This window comes from Streptomyces sp. NPDC089915, assembly GCF_040684675.1.
Taxonomy (GTDB): domain Bacteria; phylum Actinomycetota; class Actinomycetes; order Streptomycetales; family Streptomycetaceae; genus Streptomyces.
Window position 1 is genome coordinate 14,213 of sequence record NZ_JBFBGN010000042.1, and the last position, 16,702, is coordinate 30,914.

Genomic DNA, 16,702 nt, shown 5'->3' on the forward strand with positions numbered 1-16,702 from the left:
GGCGGTGCGCCCGCTCACCGCAGGACGAGGAGGTCCAGCGAGGAGGTCAGGTCCGCGCCCCGCGGCGTCCGGCCGGCGAGCACCGCCTCGCGCAGGCGCTCCTTGCCCCGGGCGAACTCCTCCTCGGTGAGCCCGCGCATCAGCGTGTCGGCCGTGCGCAGGGTGTCGGCGCGCTCCAGCAGCTCGGCGAGGCTCGACAGGTCGCTCTGCGGGACGGACTCCAGGGCGGCCCGGGTGAATCCGGCGGAGGCGAAGGCCTCGCAGGTCTCCTCGACCGACGGGTACGTGTCGAGGGTGCGGGCGGTCTCGGGGAACCAGCGCACGATGCGGAGCCGCTCGTAGCGGCCCGCGAAGGCGTTGCGGACGAGTACCGGCGCGCCGGGGCGCAGTACCCGCCGGATCTCCCGGGCGGCCGCCGCGAGGTCGGGGACGTGATGGGTCACCGTGGACAGCCAGGCCGCGTCGGCGCCGGCGTCCGGCAGGGGCAGGGCCGCCGCGTGGCCCGCGCGGACGGCGATGCCGGCGCGCGGGGGGATCAGCGCGCGCATGGCCCCGGAGGGTTCGACGGCCACCACCCGCACCCCGAACCAGTCGCAGAAGGCCGTCGCGAACGCGCCGGTGCCCGCGCCGACGTCCACGACGGTCATGCCGGGAACGGGGTTCAGATGCCGCCGCACGGCCTCCTCCCAGGCGCCCAGCCCGCTCCGGGGGATCTCGCGGGCGGCGCGGAACGATGCCGCGGTCGCGCCGTCGTAGTCGATTCTGGCCATGTGCGTTCCGTCCGTCGGCGTGTCCGGGACGACGGTACCGGCCGGGTGCCCGGCCGTGCGGGCCGGGTTGATGCGTAACCGGTGCGCGGGTGGGGCAGTGATGCCATCCAGGCTCCCGGCAGGGGGCCCGAGTTGGTCGTCGAGAGGTCCGGACACATGGCTCAGGGAACGGTGAAGTGGTTCAACGGGGAGAAGGGCTTCGGGTTCATCTCGCCTGACGGCGGCGGCGCGGACGTGTTCGTCCACTTCAGCGCGATCGTGGGGTCCGGCTACCGGAACCTCGACGAGAACCAGCGGGTGGAGTTCGAGGTCCAGCAGGGCCAGCGCGGCCCCCAGGCCGCGGACGTCAGGGCCCTCTGAGGCACCGGGCGCGCGGGCCCCGGCCGGGTGCGGAGTCCGCCGGGGCGGCCTAACTCCCGCCGAAGTCGGGGAGGGTGATCGAGCCGTCCTCGTTGAAGGGGAACGCGGGGTTGTGCGCGATCTCCCAGGCGTGGCCGTCGGGGTCGGTGAAGGCGCCGGAGTAGAAGCCGACGGCGTTCACGGCGGCCGGTTTGGTGATCGTCGCGCCGGCCCGGCGCGCCGCCGAGAGCAGGGCGTCGACCTCCGCGTCGGAACGGACGTTGTGGGACAGGGCGATCCCGCCGAATCCGCCCCCGGGACCGGGCTCCAGGCCGCATTCCGCGGCCAGCGCGCCCCGGTCCCACAGGACGAGGCCCAGGCCGCCGGCCTGGAAGAAGACGGTCTCCTCGACCTCCTGCCCCCGCCAGCCCAGGGCCTGGTAGAAGGACTTGGCGCGGGCGAGGCCGGAAACCCCCAGGGTGACGAGGGTGATGCGCTGCTCCATGGGGTCACGGTACGCCCCGGCGGCGGGAAAGGAGTCGCGCCGCCCGCGCCGTTTCCCCAGACTCTCGGGTCATGGACCGTTTGCGGGAGATGGCGGAGCGGCTCGCCGGAGTCGGTGGCGTGGCCGGGGTGTGTCTGGGCGGCAGCCGGGCGAGGGGGACCCACCATCCGGGGTCGGACTTCGACCTCGGGCTGTACTACCGGCCGCCGCTGGACACCGACGCCCTGCGGCGGCTCGCCGCCGAGTTCGCCGGTGTGCCGGTGGAGGTGACGGAACCCGGCGGCTGGGGGCCCTGGGTGGACGGCGGGGCGTGGCTGACGGTGGACGGCCGGGCCGTCGACTGGATCTACCGGGACCTGGACCGCGTCCACCGGATCTGGGAGGACTGCCGGGCCGGGCGCTTCGAGGTCGGGGTCCAGGCCGGCCATCCGCTCGGGGTGTACTCGCACGCGTACGTCGGGGAGGTCGCCCTCGGCCGCGTTCTCGCCGATTCCGGGGGCGAGTTGGCGGCCCTGCGGCGGGAGGCGGCCCGGTATCCGGAGCCCCTGCGCGCGGCCCTGGTCGCCAACACGCTGTGGGAGGCCCCCTTCTGCCTGGCCAACGCCCGCAAGGGGGCCTCTCGGGGGGACGCCTTCCAGGTCGCCGGCTGCCTCTTCCGCGCGGTCGGGCTCCTCGTGCAGGGGCTGCACGCCCACGCGGGCCGCTGGGTGCTGAACGAGAAGGGCGCCGTCCGGGAGGCCGGGGAGCTCGCGGTGGCCCCCGCGGACTTCTCCGTGCGGGCGCAAGGGCTGTTCGCCGCCCTCGGCGCGTCCCCGGCCGCCCTGTCCGCCGCACTGGACAGCGCGGACGGGCTGGTCGCGGACGTGTGCGGGCGGCTCGCGTACCGAGGGTGACCGCTGAGCGGAGAGTGGCCGGATGTCGGCGTCCGGCTTGGGCTTGTGGATCTTCGGCGGTTAACCTGCCGCTAGTTGCTCAAGTCAACCAATAGGAGTGGTATGGACGCCACCGGCGAACACTTCCGCAGCCACGTGGAGGAGATCCTCGACGCCCTGGCGAAGGACCCCGGCCGCGAGGCCCTGGTCCACCACGACCGGCGCGTCAGCGCCGGCGAACTGCGCGACCTCGTCCACCGCACGGCCCGCGCACTGCGCTCCCGGGGGGTGCGGCGCGGCCAGACCGTCACCCTGCTCTCCGGCAACCTCCCCGAGACCATCGCCGCCCGCTACGCGGCAGGGCTGCTCGGCTGCGCCGTGAACCATCTCTACGCGGGTCTTTCGGCCGATGTGCACGCCGACATCCTGCGCGACGTCGAGACCGGGACGCTGCTGGCCGACCCCGCCCACCGCGAGCGCGCCGCCGACCTGGCCCGCCGGGTGCGCCTGGACCGGGTGCTGCTCCTCGGCGGGGGCACCGACACGGAACCGGACCTCGTCATGCTCGCCGCCGGGGAGTCCGCCGAGCCCTTACAGGGCGAGGCGCGACCGGAGGACATCTGCACCATCCGCCACACCGGCGGCACCACCGGCCACCCCAAGGCCATCTGCACGACCTTCGGCCAGTGGTCGTCGATCGGACCGGACTGGTCCGAGGAGACGCGGATCAGGGCGCTGGTGTGCACCACCCTCGCCCATGCCGCCGGCCTCATGGCGGACGCCACGCTGCACCGCGGCGGGAGCGTCGTCCTGCTCGACGAGTTCGAGCCCGGGGCGGTGCTCGCCGCCATGGAGCGCGAGCACATCTCCCACATGTTCCTGCTGCCGCCGCTGCTCTACCAGCTGATGGACCACCCGGCGATCGACCGCACCGACACCTCCGGCCTGCGCGTGCTCACCTACGGCGGCTGCGCCTCCTCCCCGGCCCGGCTCGCGGCGGCGGTCCGGCGCTTCGGCCCCGTACTGCACCAGTTCTACGGCCAGAACGAAGCGGGCGGCATCAGCATGCTCCTGCCCGAGGACCACGACCCGGCACGCCCGGAACTGCTGCGCACCGCCGGGAAGGCCATGGACGGAGTCGAGGTCGCCGTCCTCGACGCGGGCGGACGGCACCTGCCCCCGGGCGAGCACGGGGAGATCTGCGTCCGCTCCCCGCACGTGATGGAGGGCTACTGGAAGCAGCCCGAGCTCACGGCGGAGGTACTGCGCGACGGCTGGCTGCACACCGGTGACATCGGGTTCGTCGACGCCGACGGATACCTCACCATCGTGGACCGGCTCAAGGACATGATCGTGGTGGTGGGAGGCCACGTCTACACGGTGGAACTGGAGGACGTGCTGAACTCCCACCCGCAGGTCCTGCAGAGCGCCGTGCTCGGGGTCCCGGACGCCAACCTCATGGAACGGGTCCACGCGGCCGTCGTCCGCACGCCCGGCGCCGACGTCGGCGAGACGGAGCTGCGTGCCCTGGTGCGCGAGCGCAAGGGCGCCATGTACGAGCCCGCGAGCTTCTCCTTCGTCGACGAACTGCCGCTCACCGACGCGGGGAAACCGGACAAGAAGCTGCTCCGAGCCCGGGCGGCGACACCCTCCGGCGCCGCCTGACCGGGCCCGGGTCAGCGCACCACCCGGTAGCCGAGGCAGACGACCCGTGAGCCGAAGGTCCGGCTCCCGATGAGTTCCAGGTCCACCCGGCGCGCCTCCCGGGGGAAGAACGGAACGCCGCCGCCGACCAGCACCGGGTGGACCCTGGGCCGGTACTCGTCGATCAGGTCCAGCGCGGCCGCCTCGGCGGCCAGGGTCGCGCCGCCGATCGCGATCTCGCCGGGATCCGGGGAGGCCCGCAGCTGTGCGATCTCCTCCGCCAGCCCGCCCGAGGCCAGCCGGGCCTGCCCGCGCACCTCCGGCAGGGTGGTGGAGAAGACCACCTTGGGGAGCGGGTTCCACAGCTCGGCCCACTCGAGCATGGGGGCGCCGAGCGACGGATCCCGGCCGGCGGTCTCCCAGTACAGCATCGTCTCGTACAGCCGCCGCCCCATCAGGTGGACGCCGATTCCCCGGAGCTCGTCCGTGTAGAACCGGAAGAGCTCCTCGTCGGGCTCCGACCAGTTGAACCCGCCGTCCGGCCCGACGATGTAGCCGTCGAGCGAGACCCCCATCGAATAGGTCACCCTGCGCATGGACGTCCTCCTCGCTCCAGGCCCCGACCGTACGGCCGCCGCGGGCCCCGGGCCGGCAGCGACTCCGGCGTCCGCCGCGCCGCGCTCTCGCGGCAGCGGCTCGATCGCGACCTTGTGGGGGCGGCCGGGGGACAGGAGGATCCCTTCGACCGACCGGCACGACGGCAGACGGACGACGGACGACGGAAGGGGACGCGGAATGCGGCTGTGGGGGGTTCTGGGGAGGGCCGGGCTCGTGGTGGCCCTGGCCGGGGCGGGGCTGGGGGCGAGCGGGGCGGCCGAGGCCGCGCCCGGGGCGCCGCAGCTGGCGGTGCAGCGCACCACCGGGCTGCTCGACGGGGACATCGCCCGGTTCTCGGTCAAGGGCGGTCCGCCCAAGGCGTACGTGTGGGTGGAGATGTGCGCCCCGGACACGGTGGCCGGGGCCTGTGACGAGGACACCGGGCGGCAGTTCCGCGTGCTGCCCGACGGCACCCTGGGGGTGTCGCCGAAGAAGCTCTACGCACAGCTCGCCACCGGAGCGGGCACCTTCGACTGCCGTACCGCCACCGCCGCGCACCCGTGCCGGCTGGCCCTGACGGACAACACCGGCGCCGTCCTCACCACCGTCCCGCTGTCCTTCCGGCCCCACGGCGCGCTGGAAGCCGCCCCCACCGTCCGGGTGGATCCGTCCGAGGGACTGGCGGACGGGCAGTCCGTGCGGGTCACCGGGCGCGGCTACGAACCGCAGTACCACTCGGTGGTCCTGGAGTGCGCCGCCGGCACCGCGGAGGCCGAGGGCTGCCGCACCCGGGGGCGTCCGCCCGCCACCGACGACCAGGGGCGGCTGGACGAGGAGGTCGCCCTCTCGGCCGCCTTCACCGCCAACGACGGGCGCACGGTCGACTGCCGGGTCGCGCCCGGCTGCGAGGTGAGGGTGCTGGGGACGCGGGTCCGGGGCCCGCGCTCGGTGTCCCACCCCGTCCGCTTCGCCCCTGCGGGCGCCCCCGCCGGCCGCTGACGCCGCCGGCGGACGGAACGGCGACGGGCGGCGGGGGCCTCGAAGGCGCATGATCATGACTATGCAGAACCTGCACCTCACCGAGGCCCCCGCCGCATACGCCTGCATGCTCGTCCGCAGGCCCGCCGACGAGGCGTTCCGGGCCTTCGCCGACCCGGCCCTCACCTCCCGCTTCTGGTACAGCGCCAGCACCGGCCCCATGACCGCCGGGGCCGGGCTGCGCTGGGAGTGGGAGACGTACGGGGTGTGCATCGAGGTGAGCGTCCGGGAGGTGGAGGCGGGCCGCCTGATCCGGTTCGACTGGGGCGACCGGGAACGGCCGACCACCGTCGAGCTGCGCTTCACCCCCCGATCGGCGGACACCACCTTCGTCGAGGTCACCGAGACCGGCTTCCACGGCTCGGGGGACGAGGCCGTCCGATGGCTCAACGACACCGTCGGCGGCTTCACCACCGTGCTGTGCTCGATGAAGGCCCTGCTGGAGCACGGCGTCGAACTCGGCGCCGTACCCGACCACCACCCGGCCTGAGCCGGGGCCGGCTCAGCCGGTGGCGGTCCGCGTCACCGGGACCCACAGCTGGGCGTCGGACCGCGCCGGGTCCTCCCGGGACGCGCGGGTGCGCAGGATCTCCGGCCCCGGACGGTACTCATAGGGGTTCGACGGCATCCACTGGGCGGCCACGTCGCCCCACATCCGCTGCAGCGCCTCCGGGAACGGGCCGCTGTTCTCGAACACGGCCCAGGTGCCGGCCGGGCAGTCCAGCACGTCGAGGTCCTCGGGCAGCTCGGCGGCCCTGCTCACCACGGCGTGGTAGTAGTCGACCTCACTGCCCTCCGCGAACCCGTCGAGCCGTACCGTCGCCGACACGACCCCCTCCGGGTCCTGGTCCGAGAGGCCGGCGATCCGCAGCATCGTCTCGGCGGGGATGCTCCGGATGTGCTCGGCGATCCGCGGGTTGACCCCCTCGTAGATGATCGGGACGCGGACCTTCCTGCCCACGACCTTGAACGCTTCCTTCTCCACGATGCGGTATCGCATGGTGCTGTTCCCTTCGACGGTGAGGCGGAAGGAGAGCCGGGGCTGCGCGTTGAGCGTCGCGCCGCCGCGCCGCGCCTCGCCGGGACCCACGCCGTGCACGGCGCGGAACGCCCGGGCGAAGGCCTCCCCCGAGGTGTAGCCGTAGCGGACCGCGATCTCCAGCAGGGTCGGCTCCCCGGCGAGCACCTCCGCCGCGGCGACGGTGAGCCGCCGGCGGCGGACGTACTCCGACAGCGGCATCCCCGCCAGCGAGGAGAACAGCCGCCGGAAGTGGTACTCCGACGTGACCGTGATCCGCGCCAGCTCCGACACCTCCAGGTGCCGGTCCAGATGCGCCTCGACGTGCTCCATGGCCTGGTTGAGCCGATCCAGCAACTCCGGCCTCCTTCCCTTTCGACCACCAACCTAGGAAGGGACAAGCCTGCCGCACCCGACATCCCGTGCCCGCTCCGGTCGGGTGGCGGCCCCGGGCCCGTCAGACCTTCACGGCGGGAGCCGGGCGATGGGGATCGCCGGGGGTGGCGAGCCGCGAGCAGAGGCGGGAGCGCATCTCGGTGGCCGCCAGACGTACGTCGCGGGAGCAGGCGGAGTCCTCGAGGGCGCCGAGGAGGACCATGATCGCGCGTGCCTCGTCGGCGGTCACCAGCTTGATGCGGGTATCGGCGGTGGCGTCGATGAGCACGTTCAGGAAGTCTTCGTCCATGCCGGGACAACGCCGCGCCGCCGCGCCCGGTCACCCGGCGCCTTCCATTCCCCAACGGGCGAACGAGCGAACGATTTTGCTTGCTGCATTCGAGGCATCGGCGTTCCACGGGGATATGCGGAGGGAGATCGTTGAGGGGTTCGCGTTCCACCCGAGGGAAGAGGAACCCCACATGTCTCTCCGTCATGCGCTCCCGCGTCTCGGCCGTCTCGGCCTGGCGGTCTGCACGGCGACCGTGCTGGTCACGGGGCTGGCGACCAACGCACAGGCCGCCACGGGGCGGATCGGGCATTTCAACGGCGCCGGTCAGGACTTCGGCATCGTCAATCCGCCGGACCACGTCTGTCTCACCCTCCAGGTCCGGGCGACCAACGTCACCAACGAGACGGACAAGAACGTGAGCGTCTACCTCGGCACGAACTGCGACCGGTTCATCACCACGCTGGTGCCCGGCCGCGGGGTGTCCTACGTCGGAGGTCCCCAGTCGGTGCGGGTCGTCGACTGAGGTGACGGGCCGGGCCGGGGTCCGGTCGGCGGATTGGCCCAGACCCATTGTGCGGCTCTGCCCCGCAGGAGCCCTCGCGCTCGGCGTGGCCGGCACGGCCGAGGCCACCCCCGGCCCCGGCTGGTACGCCCGCAGCCACCACACCGAAGCGGCCGGCCCCGGGAACCCCCGGGGCCGGCCGTTGTCCCGTTCCGGATGCGTCAGGCCCACCCCGTGGGGGAACCGCGTCAAGCGCCGGGTCGTCGCCCGCCTTGCCCCATCTATCGAATTTCGATAGATTCCCATCGTAAGTCGATGGAGGGATGGGGTTGTGGGAAAGCTGACGATCTACACGCTGCGAGCCGTGCTCGCGGTGGTGCTCGCCGGTACCGTGCTCGTGCAGGGCGGGATGGTGTGGGCGCTGGCCACCGATCCGGAGGACGGGTCGCTCCCGTTGACCTCGTTCCGCGTGATCACGATGCTGGGCATGGTGTCGGCCCAGGTCGCCCTGGTCTGCGTATGGCGGCTGGTCGCGATGGTGCGCCGGGGGACGGTGTTCTCCCACGCCGCCTTCCGGTACGTGGACGGGGTGATCGGCGCGATCGTGGGCGCGGCGCTGCTGTGGTTCGCGGTCACGATCGTCAACGCGCCGGGCCAGCGGGAGGATCCGGGCGTCACCGTCATCATGGGCGGGATCGGCCTGGCCATCCTGGGGGTCGCCCTGATCGTGCTCGTGCTGCGGATGCTGCTCTCCCAGGCCGTCGCGCGCGACGTCGAGGCGTCGCGGATGCGGGCCGAGCTGGACGAGGTGATCTGATGCCGATCGCCGTCGACATCGACGTGATGCTGGCCCGGCGGAAGATGTCCGTGGGCGAGCTGGCGGACCGGGTGGGGATCACCCCCGCCAACCTGGCGGTCCTGAAGAACGGCCGCGCCAAGGCCGTGCGCTTCGCGACGCTCGCCGCGCTCTGCGAGGTGCTCGAATGCCAGCCCGGCGACCTCCTGCGCTGGGAGCCCGAGGACGCGGAGGCCGGCGCTCAGGCCGGGCTCGACCCGTCCACCACCGGGCGCTGAGCGCTTCGCGAGAGGCTCACCCGGGACAGGAGCACCTCGATCGGCAGAGGGGAACACCATGGGTGAGAGTGACGTACTGACCGCTCCGGGCCCGGGGAACGCGCTCGTCGCGGACGGCGCCACGGCCGCGGGCCCGGCGGGGCGCAGGCCCGTCGGCTACTTCTGGACCGAGGCGGAATGCCGGGCGGCGGGGGAGGCCAAGGGGCTCCCGTACAGCTGCGCGTTCCGGCCGTACCCCACCCCCGTCTGGGCGCTGTACCTCGACTGAGCGGTCCGGGTCGGCGAGGCGGTCCGGGCGGCCCCCGTCACGAGGGGGCCGCCCGGACCGCGTTCCCGGGCCGTACGTCCGGGGTCAGCGGAACAGGCGGTCGCCCGGAACGGCCATGCGGTGCGTGCCGGAGTGCCGGCCCACCCAGTCGCGGACGAGGCCGACGGCGTTGGCGCACTGCCAGGTGTCGTCGTACTCGCGCACTCCGGTGAAGGCGCCGTAGCCCGCGATGATGCCGTCCACGCGCCCGTCGCCCAGCAGTTTGTCCACGTACCACGGGTCGTTGTACGTGGTGGTCCAGGAGAACGTCGCCGCGAGCCGTCCGGCGTCACGGTCCCCGGCGCCCTTCTTCAGCTCGGCGCACGTGTTGTAGGTGGCCTCCGTGCAGTTGCCGAAGCCATTGGTGATGTCGGTGTCGCCGTAGTCCATCACCCGGCGGCCGGCCGGGAATCCGGATCCGGAGCGGTTGAACGCGCCCTGGACCTGGTCGCGGGTCCCGGTCGTCGTGATGCCCTCCAGGCCGCCGAGCCTGCCCTCCAGGCTCTTCCAGCCCCGGCCGCCGACGTCCGGGGTGCTGCCGCCGTGGTACTCGAAGAACCCGTAGAGCACCTGGATCCCGGCCGCCGTCAGCCGCTGCGCCTTGTCGCGCAGTCCGGCGACGGCGCAGCCGCGGTTCTCCTGCTCGCCGCAGTAGTTCGGGTCCTTGATGTCCAGCCAGACCAGCGAGAGCCGGTGTCCGGCGCCGGCCTGGGAGAGGATGCGGTCGATCATGGAATCGAAGCTCGGACCCAGCCGGTTGTCGCCGGCCGAGGAGCAGTCGTGGTAGGCCCGCCACTCGTTCGGGTTCCACCAGGCGCACACGTCGATCTCGATGGCGTTGGCGCCGTGCTTCAGCGCGGCGTCCACGCCGGCCAGGGTGTCGACGCGGTGCGCGATGGCGTAGACCGGGTGCCGCTGGTCGGCGGCCGCGGCGGCCGCGGCGGGCGCGGCGCCGAGCGTGCCGGTCGCGATGATCGCGCAGAGTGCCGCGACCAGGGAGAGTAAGAACCGGGGGGTGGCACCGCGCCTGAGGTCGGTGGTCAAGAGGCACTCCTTCAACTCACAGTGCTGAACGGACGGTTCGTCCGCAGCCCACATGGTGGCACGTGATGCGTGCACGATGAACGAAGTTCGGCCTCGGGCGGCCGCCGCCCCGGCCCGGTGAGTCGGACGGCCCCGCCCGTGGTCCTCACGGGCGGGGCGTCCGCCGGCGCGGGCTACTTCACCGGGTCCCCGAAGCGGACGGAGCGGACCTCGAGGGTGTCCTTGGCCGGATTGCCGTTGGCCTTCAGCCGCCAGCTGGCGCCCTTGCAGCTCGCGCCGAGGTAGACGGTCACCGGGGTGTCGGTCTGGTTGTGCGGTCCGTAGCCGGGCACCTCGTCGTCGTCGCCGACGGCGTGGAGGTTGATGCAGTGGCCGCTCTGCGGGTCGTGCAGCGTGACGACCCGCTCCTGGCCCCAGCCGTCGACGTACTTGTAGTGGAAGTAGCCCTCGGCGGCCTGGGCCGAGCCGGTCATGGACAGGACCAGGGTGACGGCGCCGAGGCAGGCGCCCAGGGTGCTGCGCAGCTTCATGGGGGATCCCTTCCGAAGATGATGATCAAGGCTGGTGCGGGCCCGACCCTAGAAGGGGCGTGCCGCGCCGAATCGATCCGCCTCGCCGCACGCCCCCGTGCGTCCCCCGCCGTCACCCGTACGGCCCGCAGGCCCGGCCCGAGCCTCACGCTCGGTGCCGGCTGTCCGCTGTCGGGCGCACAGCGGGTACCCCGTCCGAGGGGAGTGCGCGGCCCGGGCGGTGGCCGACGGGGCCCGGAACGGGCAGGCATCACCGTCGCCGCCCGGGGCACCTCCGCGAGTCCGGGACCCGAAGGAGCCGACCGCCCATGTTCCCCGCACGCACCCGCACCGCATCGGTGCTCATCGCCCAGGCCCTGTGCACCGGCGCCGTCCTGACCGTCGTGGCCACCGCCGCCCCCGCGTCGGCGGCCACGAACGTCCCGTGCAGCCCGGCCGCCCTGGCCGCCGCCATCACCACCGCCAACGGCTCCGGCGGCGACCTGCTGCTGGCGCCGGGGTGCGTCTACACCCTCACCACCCCGCTGCCGGCCGTCACCGGCACGATCACCGTCAACGCCCGCCACAGCACCCTCACCCGCGCCGCCACGGCCCCCTCCTTCGGCATCCTCGCCGTCGCCCCGGGCGGCAGCCTCACGCTCGCCGGCGCCGTCGTCACCAACGGCGACGCACCCGACTTCGGCGGCGGCATCGCCAACCGCGGCACGCTCAAGGTGACCGGCAGCACCATCCGCGGCAACCACGCCAACTTCTCGGGCGGGATCGGCGGCGGCACCGGCTCCACCACCACGATCGAGAACAGCGCCATCACGAACAACACCGCCAACGTCAACGGCGGCGGCGTCGCCAACGACGGCACCATGACCATCTCCACGAGCCGGATCATCGGCAACACCGCCGTCGGCGGCGTCGGCGGCGCGGCCGCGAACGACGGCAGCCTGGCCATCACGCGCAGCATCGTCAACGAGAACACCGCCCACCGGGCCGGCGGCGTCGCCAACGTCGGCGGCGGCACGACGACGGTCACCTCCACCATCGTCAACGCCAACACCGCCGCCGTCGCCCCCGGCGGCGTCCTCAACACGGGCGGGAGCGTCACGCTCACGACCACCCTCGTCAGGGGCAACCAGCCCACCAACTGCGCCGGCGGCGACGTCCCCGTCGCGAACTGCGCGAACTGACCACCTCCCCCGGGCCGGAAGCCCATCGGATAATCCCCCCATGGGAACTCTGGTGGCGGTGCGCAGGTATCCGGTGAAGTCGATGCTCGGCGAGGCGCTCACGAGCGTCCGCGTCACCGAGGGAGGGCTCGACGGGGACCGGGCCTTCGCGGTCCTGGACGGGGCGGGCGCCGTCGGCAGCGCCAAGCACCCGCGCAAGTGGGGCCGCCTGCTGCACTGCCGGAGCGGCTCGGCCGGCCCGGGGGAGGCCAAGGTGGAACTGCCCGGCGGCGACGTGCTGCGGGCCGGGTCGGCGGAACTGGACGAGCGCCTCTCCGGCCTGCTGGACCGGCCCGTCCGCGTCTCGGACGAGCCGACCGGGAGCGGGCTCCTCGAACGGGCCGTCCCCGCCTACGAGGGCGGGCTCCCCGAGGCCCTGCGCGCGAGCGCCTCCGTCGACGGGACGGGGGAGGAGATCACGGCCGGACGGGTCGCCGCCGGGACCTTCTTCGACTTCGGCCGGGTCCACCTCGTCACCGCCAACAGCCTGCGCCGGCTCCGGGGGACCCACCCCGGCGGCGACTTCGACCCCCGGCGCTTCCGGCCCAACCTGGTGGTCGACCTCCCCGGCGGCCCCGGGTTCCCCGAGGACGGCTGGACGGGCGGCACGCTGCGGATCGGCCGGGCCCTGTTCCGGGTCACCGTGCCCACCCCCCGCTGCGCCGTCCCGAACCTGGCCCACGGCGAACTCCCCGCCGACCCGGGCATCATGCGCACCGTGGCCCGCGAACACCGGGTGCCGGTGCTCCACCTCGGCCGGCTCTCCTGCGTCGGCGTCTACCTGGAGGTGCTGGAGCCCGGCGAGGTCCGGACCGGCGACGCGGTGACCGTCCACCCCGGGCCGTCCTGACACCGAGCGGTCAGTCGGGGCGGGGGCCGATCACGGCGGTGCCGTCGTGCACCGTGATGGCCTGCGCCGGACACATGTCGGCGGCCTCCAGGATCCGTTCCCGCGCGGCGACCCGCTCGGCGAGCGGCCGGGCGCGGTCCTCCTCCAGGACGAACACCTCGGGGGCCGTGCCCGCGCAGATGCCCGAGCCCAGGCACAGCCCGGCGTCGACCCGTACGGTCCACGTCACGCCGCTCACCACCCGATCGGCATGACGCGCGGCCCGCGCACCAGCATCTCGGTCTTCCAGGTGAGGTCCCCGGCGAGCCTCAGCCCGGGGAAGCGCGCCAGCAGCGCCCCGAGGGCCTCCTGGAGTTCCATCCGGGCCAGCGGGGCCCCCAGGCAGTGGTGGACGCCGTGGCCGAAACCGAGGTGCTGGTTGGCGGCGCGCCGGATGTCGAGGACCCCGGGCGCGCTGAAGCGCAGCGCGTCGCGGTTGGCGGCGCCCATCGCGACGAGCAGCGGGTCCCCGGCCCGGACGAGGGTGCCGCCGACCTCGACGTCCTCGGTGGCGTAGCGGGCCTGGCCCGCCCCGCTGCCCAGCGGCACGAAGCGCAGCAGCTCCTCCACCGCCGGGGCGATCAGGGAGGGGTCCCGGCGCAGCAGCGCGAGCTGTTCGGGATGGTCGAGCAGGGTGAGGACGAAGTTGGGGATCTGGGAGGCCGTGGTCTCGTGCCCGGCCACCAGCACCGCCACGCACAGGTCGACGAGCTCCAGCTCGGAGAGGCGGTCTCCGTCCCCGTCGCGGGCCTCGATCAGCGCCGTCATCAGGTCGTCCCGGGGGTCGCGGCGGTGCAGTTCGATCAGCCCGGCCATGTAGGCCCGCAGCTCTTCGAGGTTGGCCTCGAACTCCTCGGCCGTGAGCGAGCTGGTCGACAGCGCCGCGTCGCTCCACACCCGGAACCGCGGCCGGTCCTCGACGGGTACGCCCAGCATGCGGCAGATCACGGCCACCGGGAGCGGCAGCGCGAAGCGGTCGACGAGGTCGACCGGCGGGCCGGCCTCCTCCAGGCCGTCGAGCAGTTCGGCGGTCAGCGCCCGCACCTGGGGGCGGAGCCGCTCCACCTGCCGGACGGTGAAGGCCTTGGCCACCAGCGAGCGCAGCCGGGTGTGGTCGGGCGGGTCCATGCCGAGGATGCCGCTGTCGGTGCGGCCCTCGGACTGGCGGGGCTCGTCGTGCGCGGCGCCCTGCGCACGGCTGAACCGGGCGTCGCCGAGCACGAGGCGGGCGTCCGCGTACCGGGTGACCAGCCAGGCGGGCTCGCCGTACGGCATCCGCACGCGTAACAGGCCGGGCCGGTCGCGGACGCGCTCGTACTCCTCGGCGAGCTGGAGTCCCTCGGCGGTGTTGAAGGGATAGGCGACGGGGGCGGTCCCTGAGGTCGTCATGTCGGCTCCTGGTGTGTAAGCAGCTGCTTACAACCTAGGACGGGCCATCCGGCCGGTCAACGACGCTTTGTGGCCGTTATCCTGACGGGCCTTCCGAGAGGACCGACAGCGTGGACGCACCCCCCGAAGCACAGCCCGCGGAACGCCCCCGCAACGCCGCCGCCACCCGGCGGCGGCTGCTCGACGCAGCCGCCGAGCTCTTCGCCGAGCGGGGCTACGAACGCACCACGGTCAGGGCCATAGCCGAGCGGGCCGGCGCCAACCAGGCGCTCCTGTTCCGCTACTTCGGCTCCAAGGACGGGCTGCTCACCGAGGTCGTGGCCCGGGGCAGCCTGGAACAGCTGCACGCGACCGCGCCCGAGGACCTCTTCGAGACGGCCCTGCGCTCGATGCTCACCCGCAGCGGCTCGGGGGCCGACCGCTCCCTGGAGGTGTACCTGCGGTCGGTGGGCCGGGGGGACGAGGCGACGGGGACCCTGCGGGAGCTGGGCGGCGAGTACCAGAAGGTCCTCGCGGGCCTCACCCCCTCGCCGGACGGCGCCCTGCGCGCGGATCTGGCCATGGCGTGGCTGCTGGGCATCGGCCTGATGCGGACGGTCGCCGCCCGCGAACCCCTCGCCAGCGCCGACCCGGAGACGGTGTGCCGGCTGGTCCTGACCACCATGGACCGCTTCTGGACCCTCCCGTCCCCGCCCCCGCCCGGTCCGGAGGCGGGCTGAGCGCGCGGGACGGGCGGGACGCGCACCGTACGATGGCCGGCATGTCCGAAGCCGCCCCCGGCGTCTCGACCGGTGCGGTGGCGCGGCGGCTGGGCGTCTCGCCGACCACGGTGCGCTCCTGGGAGCAGCGCTACGGGATCGGTCCCGCCGTGCGCGAGGACGGCCGGCACCGGCGGTGGGGGCCGCAGGACGTGGCGATGCTGGAGGAGATGTGCCGGCTCACCTCCTCGGGCGTCCCGCCCGCCGAAGCGGCCCGGACCGCCCTGGCCTCCCGCCCCCGCGCCGGCGCGGACGTACCCGCCGTGCCTCCGGGCGAGATGCCGGTTCCGGGCGGCGGGCCGGCCCTCGGCGGGGTCCGCCGGGAGTCCCGGGGGCTGGCGCGGGCGGCCGTACGGCTCGACGGCCCCGCGATGGAGGCCCTGCTGCGGGAGGCGGTGCAGGCCCGGGGGCTGGTGGCCGCCTGGGAGGAGGTGATGGTGCCGACGCTCCACGCGGTGGGCCGCACCTGGCAGGCCACCGACGACCGGTTCGTGGCGGTGGAGCACCTGCTGTCCTGGCACGTGTCGACCGCGCTCAGGCGGGCGGCGGTCGCCGCCCCGCCCGCCGGGGCGAGCGGGGCGGCGCCGGTGGTGCTGGCCTGCCTGCCGGGGGAGCAGCACACGCTCGCGCTGGAGGCGCTGGCGGCGGCGCTCGCCGAACGCGGCCTGCCGGCCCGGATGTTCGGCGCGGCGGTGCCCGCCGAGGCCCTGGAGGCGGCGGTGCGCCGGTCGGGTCCGGCGGCGGTCGTGCTGTGGTCCCAGTCCCGTGCGACCGCGGACGGCGCCCTGGCCCGGCACACGGCGGCCACCGCCTTCGGCCTCAGGGGCGCGCGGACCACGCCCCTGGTCCTGCTCGCGGGCCCCGGCTGGACCGCACGGGCCGTGACCGCGGGCCTCAGCCGCCCCCACGGGCTGCGCGAGGCCCTGGAGCTGATCGCCGCCCGCTACGCGTGACCGGAGACCTCCCCGGTGGCGGCGGCCGCGCGCTGCCTCAGGCTGCGCATGCCCCGGCGGGCGTGGCTCTTGACCGTGCCCAGCGGCATCCCGGTGCGGGCGGCGATCTGGACCTGGGTGAGGTCCGCGTAATAGGTCAGGGCCAGCACCTCGCGCTGGACCGGGGGCAGGAGGGAGAGCTCACGGGCGACCACGAGCCGCTCGACGGCCCGCTCGGGCCCCTCGGCCGTGTCCCGCGCCGCGAGGGCGGCCGCGCCGGCCACGGCCTGCCTGCGCCGGGTCCGCGCGCTGAGCGCGTCCGCCGTCTTGCGCCGGGCGATCCCCAGGAGCCAGGCCGGCAGCGTGCCGCGGTCCGGGCGGAACCCGGACCGCCCGCGCCACGCCGCCACGAACACCTGCTGGGCGACGTCCTCCGCCTCCCGCCAGTCGCCCAGGGCGCGGCAGGCGTGCGCGTGGACGAGGGGGCTCCAGCGCCGGTGGGCGAGCGGGAGCCACCGCTCGTCGTCCTCGACGAGCAGCGAGGCGATCGCCGCGTCGGAGACGCCACCCTGCGTCGGCGCTGCCATGGAACTCCCCCTCGGTGCGC

General features: G+C 74.2%; 23 protein-coding genes. 13 read left to right on the forward strand and 10 right to left on the reverse strand.

Annotated elements, in window-relative coordinates:
- Positions 1–14 precede the first annotated feature (14 nt).
- Positions 15–770 (reverse strand): class I SAM-dependent methyltransferase, encoded by a 756-nt coding sequence (locus tag AB0O29_RS15560; protein WP_365151807.1) that lies wholly within the window; start codon positions 768–770, stop codon positions 15–17.
- Positions 771–926: 156 nt separating this feature from the next.
- Here AB0O29_RS15560 and AB0O29_RS15565 point away from each other — a divergent pair, with 156 nt between their 5' ends.
- Positions 927–1,130, forward strand: coding sequence for a cold-shock protein (locus AB0O29_RS15565; RefSeq protein ID WP_365151809.1), 204 nt, complete (start codon positions 927–929; stop codon positions 1,128–1,130).
- 49 nt (positions 1,131–1,179) lie between these two features.
- Here AB0O29_RS15565 and AB0O29_RS15570 read toward each other — a convergent pair whose 3' ends face one another.
- On the reverse strand, positions 1,180–1,614 hold the full coding sequence (locus AB0O29_RS15570) for a VOC family protein (RefSeq protein WP_365151811.1): 435 nt from the start codon (positions 1,612–1,614) through the stop codon (positions 1,180–1,182).
- Positions 1,615–1,685: 71 nt separating this feature from the next.
- Here AB0O29_RS15570 and AB0O29_RS15575 point away from each other — a divergent pair, with 71 nt between their 5' ends.
- Together AB0O29_RS15575 and AB0O29_RS15580 are read left to right on the forward strand one after the other, a co-directional pair.
- A complete protein-coding gene (locus tag AB0O29_RS15575; protein ID WP_365151813.1) occupies positions 1,686–2,507 on the forward strand; it encodes a nucleotidyltransferase domain-containing protein in 822 nt (273 codons plus the stop codon).
- A 102-nt stretch (positions 2,508–2,609) separates the two neighbouring features.
- On the forward strand, positions 2,610–4,151 hold the full coding sequence (locus AB0O29_RS15580) for an AMP-binding protein (protein ID WP_365151815.1): 1,542 nt from the start codon (positions 2,610–2,612) through the stop codon (positions 4,149–4,151).
- A gap of 11 nt (positions 4,152–4,162) precedes the next feature.
- Here AB0O29_RS15580 and AB0O29_RS15585 read toward each other — a convergent pair whose 3' ends face one another.
- Positions 4,163–4,726 (reverse strand): dihydrofolate reductase family protein, encoded by a 564-nt coding sequence (locus AB0O29_RS15585; protein WP_365151816.1) that lies wholly within the window; start codon positions 4,724–4,726, stop codon positions 4,163–4,165.
- Between the two features lie 199 nt (positions 4,727–4,925).
- Between AB0O29_RS15585 and AB0O29_RS15590 the strand changes: the two genes are divergently transcribed.
- Both AB0O29_RS15590 and AB0O29_RS15595 read left to right on the forward strand, forming a co-directional pair.
- Positions 4,926–5,726, forward strand: a complete 801-nt coding sequence (locus tag AB0O29_RS15590; RefSeq protein WP_365151818.1) for a neocarzinostatin apoprotein domain-containing protein — start codon at positions 4,926–4,928, stop codon at positions 5,724–5,726.
- Positions 5,727–5,781: 55 nt separating this feature from the next.
- Positions 5,782–6,255: an SRPBCC family protein gene (locus tag AB0O29_RS15595; RefSeq protein ID WP_365151820.1), complete on the forward strand. Its 474-nt coding sequence runs from the start codon at positions 5,782–5,784 to the stop codon at positions 6,253–6,255.
- Positions 6,256–6,267: 12 nt separating this feature from the next.
- Here AB0O29_RS15595 and AB0O29_RS15600 read toward each other — a convergent pair whose 3' ends face one another.
- Entirely contained in the window at positions 6,268–7,140 is an 873-nt protein-coding gene (locus tag AB0O29_RS15600) for an AraC family transcriptional regulator (RefSeq protein ID WP_365151821.1), read from the reverse strand.
- Between the two features lie 100 nt (positions 7,141–7,240).
- A complete protein-coding gene (locus AB0O29_RS15605; RefSeq protein ID WP_365151823.1) occupies positions 7,241–7,468 on the reverse strand; it encodes a hypothetical protein in 228 nt (75 codons plus the stop codon).
- A 172-nt stretch (positions 7,469–7,640) separates the two neighbouring features.
- Here AB0O29_RS15605 and AB0O29_RS15610 point away from each other — a divergent pair, with 172 nt between their 5' ends.
- The 4 genes from AB0O29_RS15610 (at position 7,641) to AB0O29_RS15625 (ending at position 9,294) form a co-directional block, all read left to right on the forward strand.
- Positions 7,641–7,973, forward strand: a complete 333-nt coding sequence (locus AB0O29_RS15610; protein WP_365151825.1) for a hypothetical protein — start codon at positions 7,641–7,643, stop codon at positions 7,971–7,973.
- Between the two features lie 310 nt (positions 7,974–8,283).
- A complete protein-coding gene (locus AB0O29_RS15615; protein ID WP_365151827.1) occupies positions 8,284–8,769 on the forward strand; it encodes a DUF2975 domain-containing protein in 486 nt (161 codons plus the stop codon).
- Entirely contained in the window at positions 8,769–9,026 is a 258-nt protein-coding gene (locus AB0O29_RS15620) for a helix-turn-helix transcriptional regulator (RefSeq protein ID WP_365151829.1), read from the forward strand. The genes AB0O29_RS15615 and AB0O29_RS15620 overlap by 1 nt, the downstream gene beginning before the upstream one ends.
- A 58-nt stretch (positions 9,027–9,084) precedes the next feature.
- Entirely contained in the window at positions 9,085–9,294 is a 210-nt protein-coding gene (locus AB0O29_RS15625) for a hypothetical protein (RefSeq protein WP_365151831.1), read from the forward strand.
- A gap of 84 nt (positions 9,295–9,378) precedes the next feature.
- On the opposite strand, the gene AB0O29_RS15630 is transcribed toward AB0O29_RS15625, so the two are convergent.
- Positions 9,379–10,377: a glycerophosphodiester phosphodiesterase family protein gene (locus AB0O29_RS15630; RefSeq protein WP_365151833.1), complete on the reverse strand. Its 999-nt coding sequence runs from the start codon at positions 10,375–10,377 to the stop codon at positions 9,379–9,381.
- Between the two features lie 173 nt (positions 10,378–10,550).
- Positions 10,551–10,907 (reverse strand): hypothetical protein, encoded by a 357-nt coding sequence (locus tag AB0O29_RS15635; RefSeq protein ID WP_365151835.1) that lies wholly within the window; start codon positions 10,905–10,907, stop codon positions 10,551–10,553.
- Positions 10,908–11,215: 308 nt separating this feature from the next.
- Here AB0O29_RS15635 and AB0O29_RS15640 point away from each other — a divergent pair, with 308 nt between their 5' ends.
- Positions 11,216–12,088 carry a hypothetical protein gene (locus AB0O29_RS15640; RefSeq protein WP_365151837.1) on the forward strand — a complete coding sequence of 291 codons (873 nt, stop codon included), beginning with the start codon at positions 11,216–11,218 and terminating at the stop codon, positions 12,086–12,088.
- A 40-nt stretch (positions 12,089–12,128) separates the two neighbouring features.
- Complete coding sequence (locus AB0O29_RS15645) at positions 12,129–12,977, forward strand: MOSC domain-containing protein (RefSeq protein WP_365151839.1); 849 nt, start codon at positions 12,129–12,131, stop codon at positions 12,975–12,977.
- Between the two features lie 10 nt (positions 12,978–12,987).
- On the opposite strand, the gene AB0O29_RS15650 is transcribed toward AB0O29_RS15645, so the two are convergent.
- Both AB0O29_RS15650 and AB0O29_RS15655 read right to left on the reverse strand, forming a co-directional pair.
- On the reverse strand, positions 12,988–13,206 hold the full coding sequence (locus AB0O29_RS15650) for a ferredoxin (RefSeq protein ID WP_365151841.1): 219 nt from the start codon (positions 13,204–13,206) through the stop codon (positions 12,988–12,990).
- A 5-nt stretch (positions 13,207–13,211) separates the two neighbouring features.
- Entirely contained in the window at positions 13,212–14,405 is a 1,194-nt protein-coding gene (locus tag AB0O29_RS15655; RefSeq protein ID WP_365151843.1) for a cytochrome P450, read from the reverse strand.
- 110 nt (positions 14,406–14,515) lie between these two features.
- Between AB0O29_RS15655 and AB0O29_RS15660 the strand changes: the two genes are divergently transcribed.
- On the forward strand, positions 14,516–15,124 hold the full coding sequence (locus AB0O29_RS15660; protein WP_365151845.1) for a TetR family transcriptional regulator: 609 nt from the start codon (positions 14,516–14,518) through the stop codon (positions 15,122–15,124).
- A gap of 41 nt (positions 15,125–15,165) precedes the next feature.
- Positions 15,166–16,116: a MerR family transcriptional regulator gene (locus AB0O29_RS15665; RefSeq protein WP_365151847.1), complete on the forward strand. Its 951-nt coding sequence runs from the start codon at positions 15,166–15,168 to the stop codon at positions 16,114–16,116.
- Here AB0O29_RS15665 and AB0O29_RS15670 read toward each other — a convergent pair.
- The gene (locus AB0O29_RS15670; protein ID WP_365151849.1) at positions 16,107–16,682 is read right to left on the reverse strand and encodes a sigma-70 family RNA polymerase sigma factor; all 576 of its coding nucleotides are present in this window, start codon (positions 16,680–16,682) and stop codon (positions 16,107–16,109) included. The two genes, AB0O29_RS15665 and AB0O29_RS15670, sit on opposite strands and share 10 nt — an antisense overlap.
- Between the last annotated feature and the right edge of the window lie 20 nt (positions 16,683–16,702).

Bases quoted from the DNA above. Each gene is read 5' to 3' on its own strand.
- AB0O29_RS15560 (WP_365151807.1), bottom strand. From the start codon at position 770: ATGGCCAGAATCGACTACGACGGCGCGACCGCGGCATCGTTCCGCGCC.
- AB0O29_RS15565 (WP_365151809.1), top strand. From the start codon at position 927: ATGGCTCAGGGAACGGTGAAGTGGTTCAACGGGGAGAAGGGCTTCGGG.
- AB0O29_RS15570 (WP_365151811.1), bottom strand. From the start codon at position 1,614: ATGGAGCAGCGCATCACCCTCGTCACCCTGGGGGTTTCCGGCCTCGCC.
- AB0O29_RS15575 (WP_365151813.1), top strand. From the start codon at position 1,686: ATGGACCGTTTGCGGGAGATGGCGGAGCGGCTCGCCGGAGTCGGTGGC.
- AB0O29_RS15580 (WP_365151815.1), top strand. From the start codon at position 2,610: ATGGACGCCACCGGCGAACACTTCCGCAGCCACGTGGAGGAGATCCTC.
- AB0O29_RS15585 (WP_365151816.1), bottom strand. From the start codon at position 4,726: ATGCGCAGGGTGACCTATTCGATGGGGGTCTCGCTCGACGGCTACATC.
- AB0O29_RS15590 (WP_365151818.1), top strand. From the start codon at position 4,926: ATGCGGCTGTGGGGGGTTCTGGGGAGGGCCGGGCTCGTGGTGGCCCTG.
- AB0O29_RS15595 (WP_365151820.1), top strand. From the start codon at position 5,782: ATGACTATGCAGAACCTGCACCTCACCGAGGCCCCCGCCGCATACGCC.
- AB0O29_RS15605 (WP_365151823.1), bottom strand. From the start codon at position 7,468: ATGGACGAAGACTTCCTGAACGTGCTCATCGACGCCACCGCCGATACC.
- AB0O29_RS15610 (WP_365151825.1), top strand. From the start codon at position 7,641: ATGTCTCTCCGTCATGCGCTCCCGCGTCTCGGCCGTCTCGGCCTGGCG.
- AB0O29_RS15620 (WP_365151829.1), top strand. From the start codon at position 8,769: ATGCCGATCGCCGTCGACATCGACGTGATGCTGGCCCGGCGGAAGATG.
- AB0O29_RS15625 (WP_365151831.1), top strand. From the start codon at position 9,085: ATGGGTGAGAGTGACGTACTGACCGCTCCGGGCCCGGGGAACGCGCTC.
- AB0O29_RS15635 (WP_365151835.1), bottom strand. From the start codon at position 10,907: ATGAAGCTGCGCAGCACCCTGGGCGCCTGCCTCGGCGCCGTCACCCTG.
- AB0O29_RS15640 (WP_365151837.1), top strand. From the start codon at position 11,216: ATGTTCCCCGCACGCACCCGCACCGCATCGGTGCTCATCGCCCAGGCC.
- AB0O29_RS15645 (WP_365151839.1), top strand. From the start codon at position 12,129: ATGGGAACTCTGGTGGCGGTGCGCAGGTATCCGGTGAAGTCGATGCTC.
- AB0O29_RS15655 (WP_365151843.1), bottom strand. From the start codon at position 14,405: ATGACGACCTCAGGGACCGCCCCCGTCGCCTATCCCTTCAACACCGCC.
- AB0O29_RS15665 (WP_365151847.1), top strand. From the start codon at position 15,166: ATGTCCGAAGCCGCCCCCGGCGTCTCGACCGGTGCGGTGGCGCGGCGG.
- AB0O29_RS15670 (WP_365151849.1), bottom strand. From the start codon at position 16,682: ATGGCAGCGCCGACGCAGGGTGGCGTCTCCGACGCGGCGATCGCCTCG.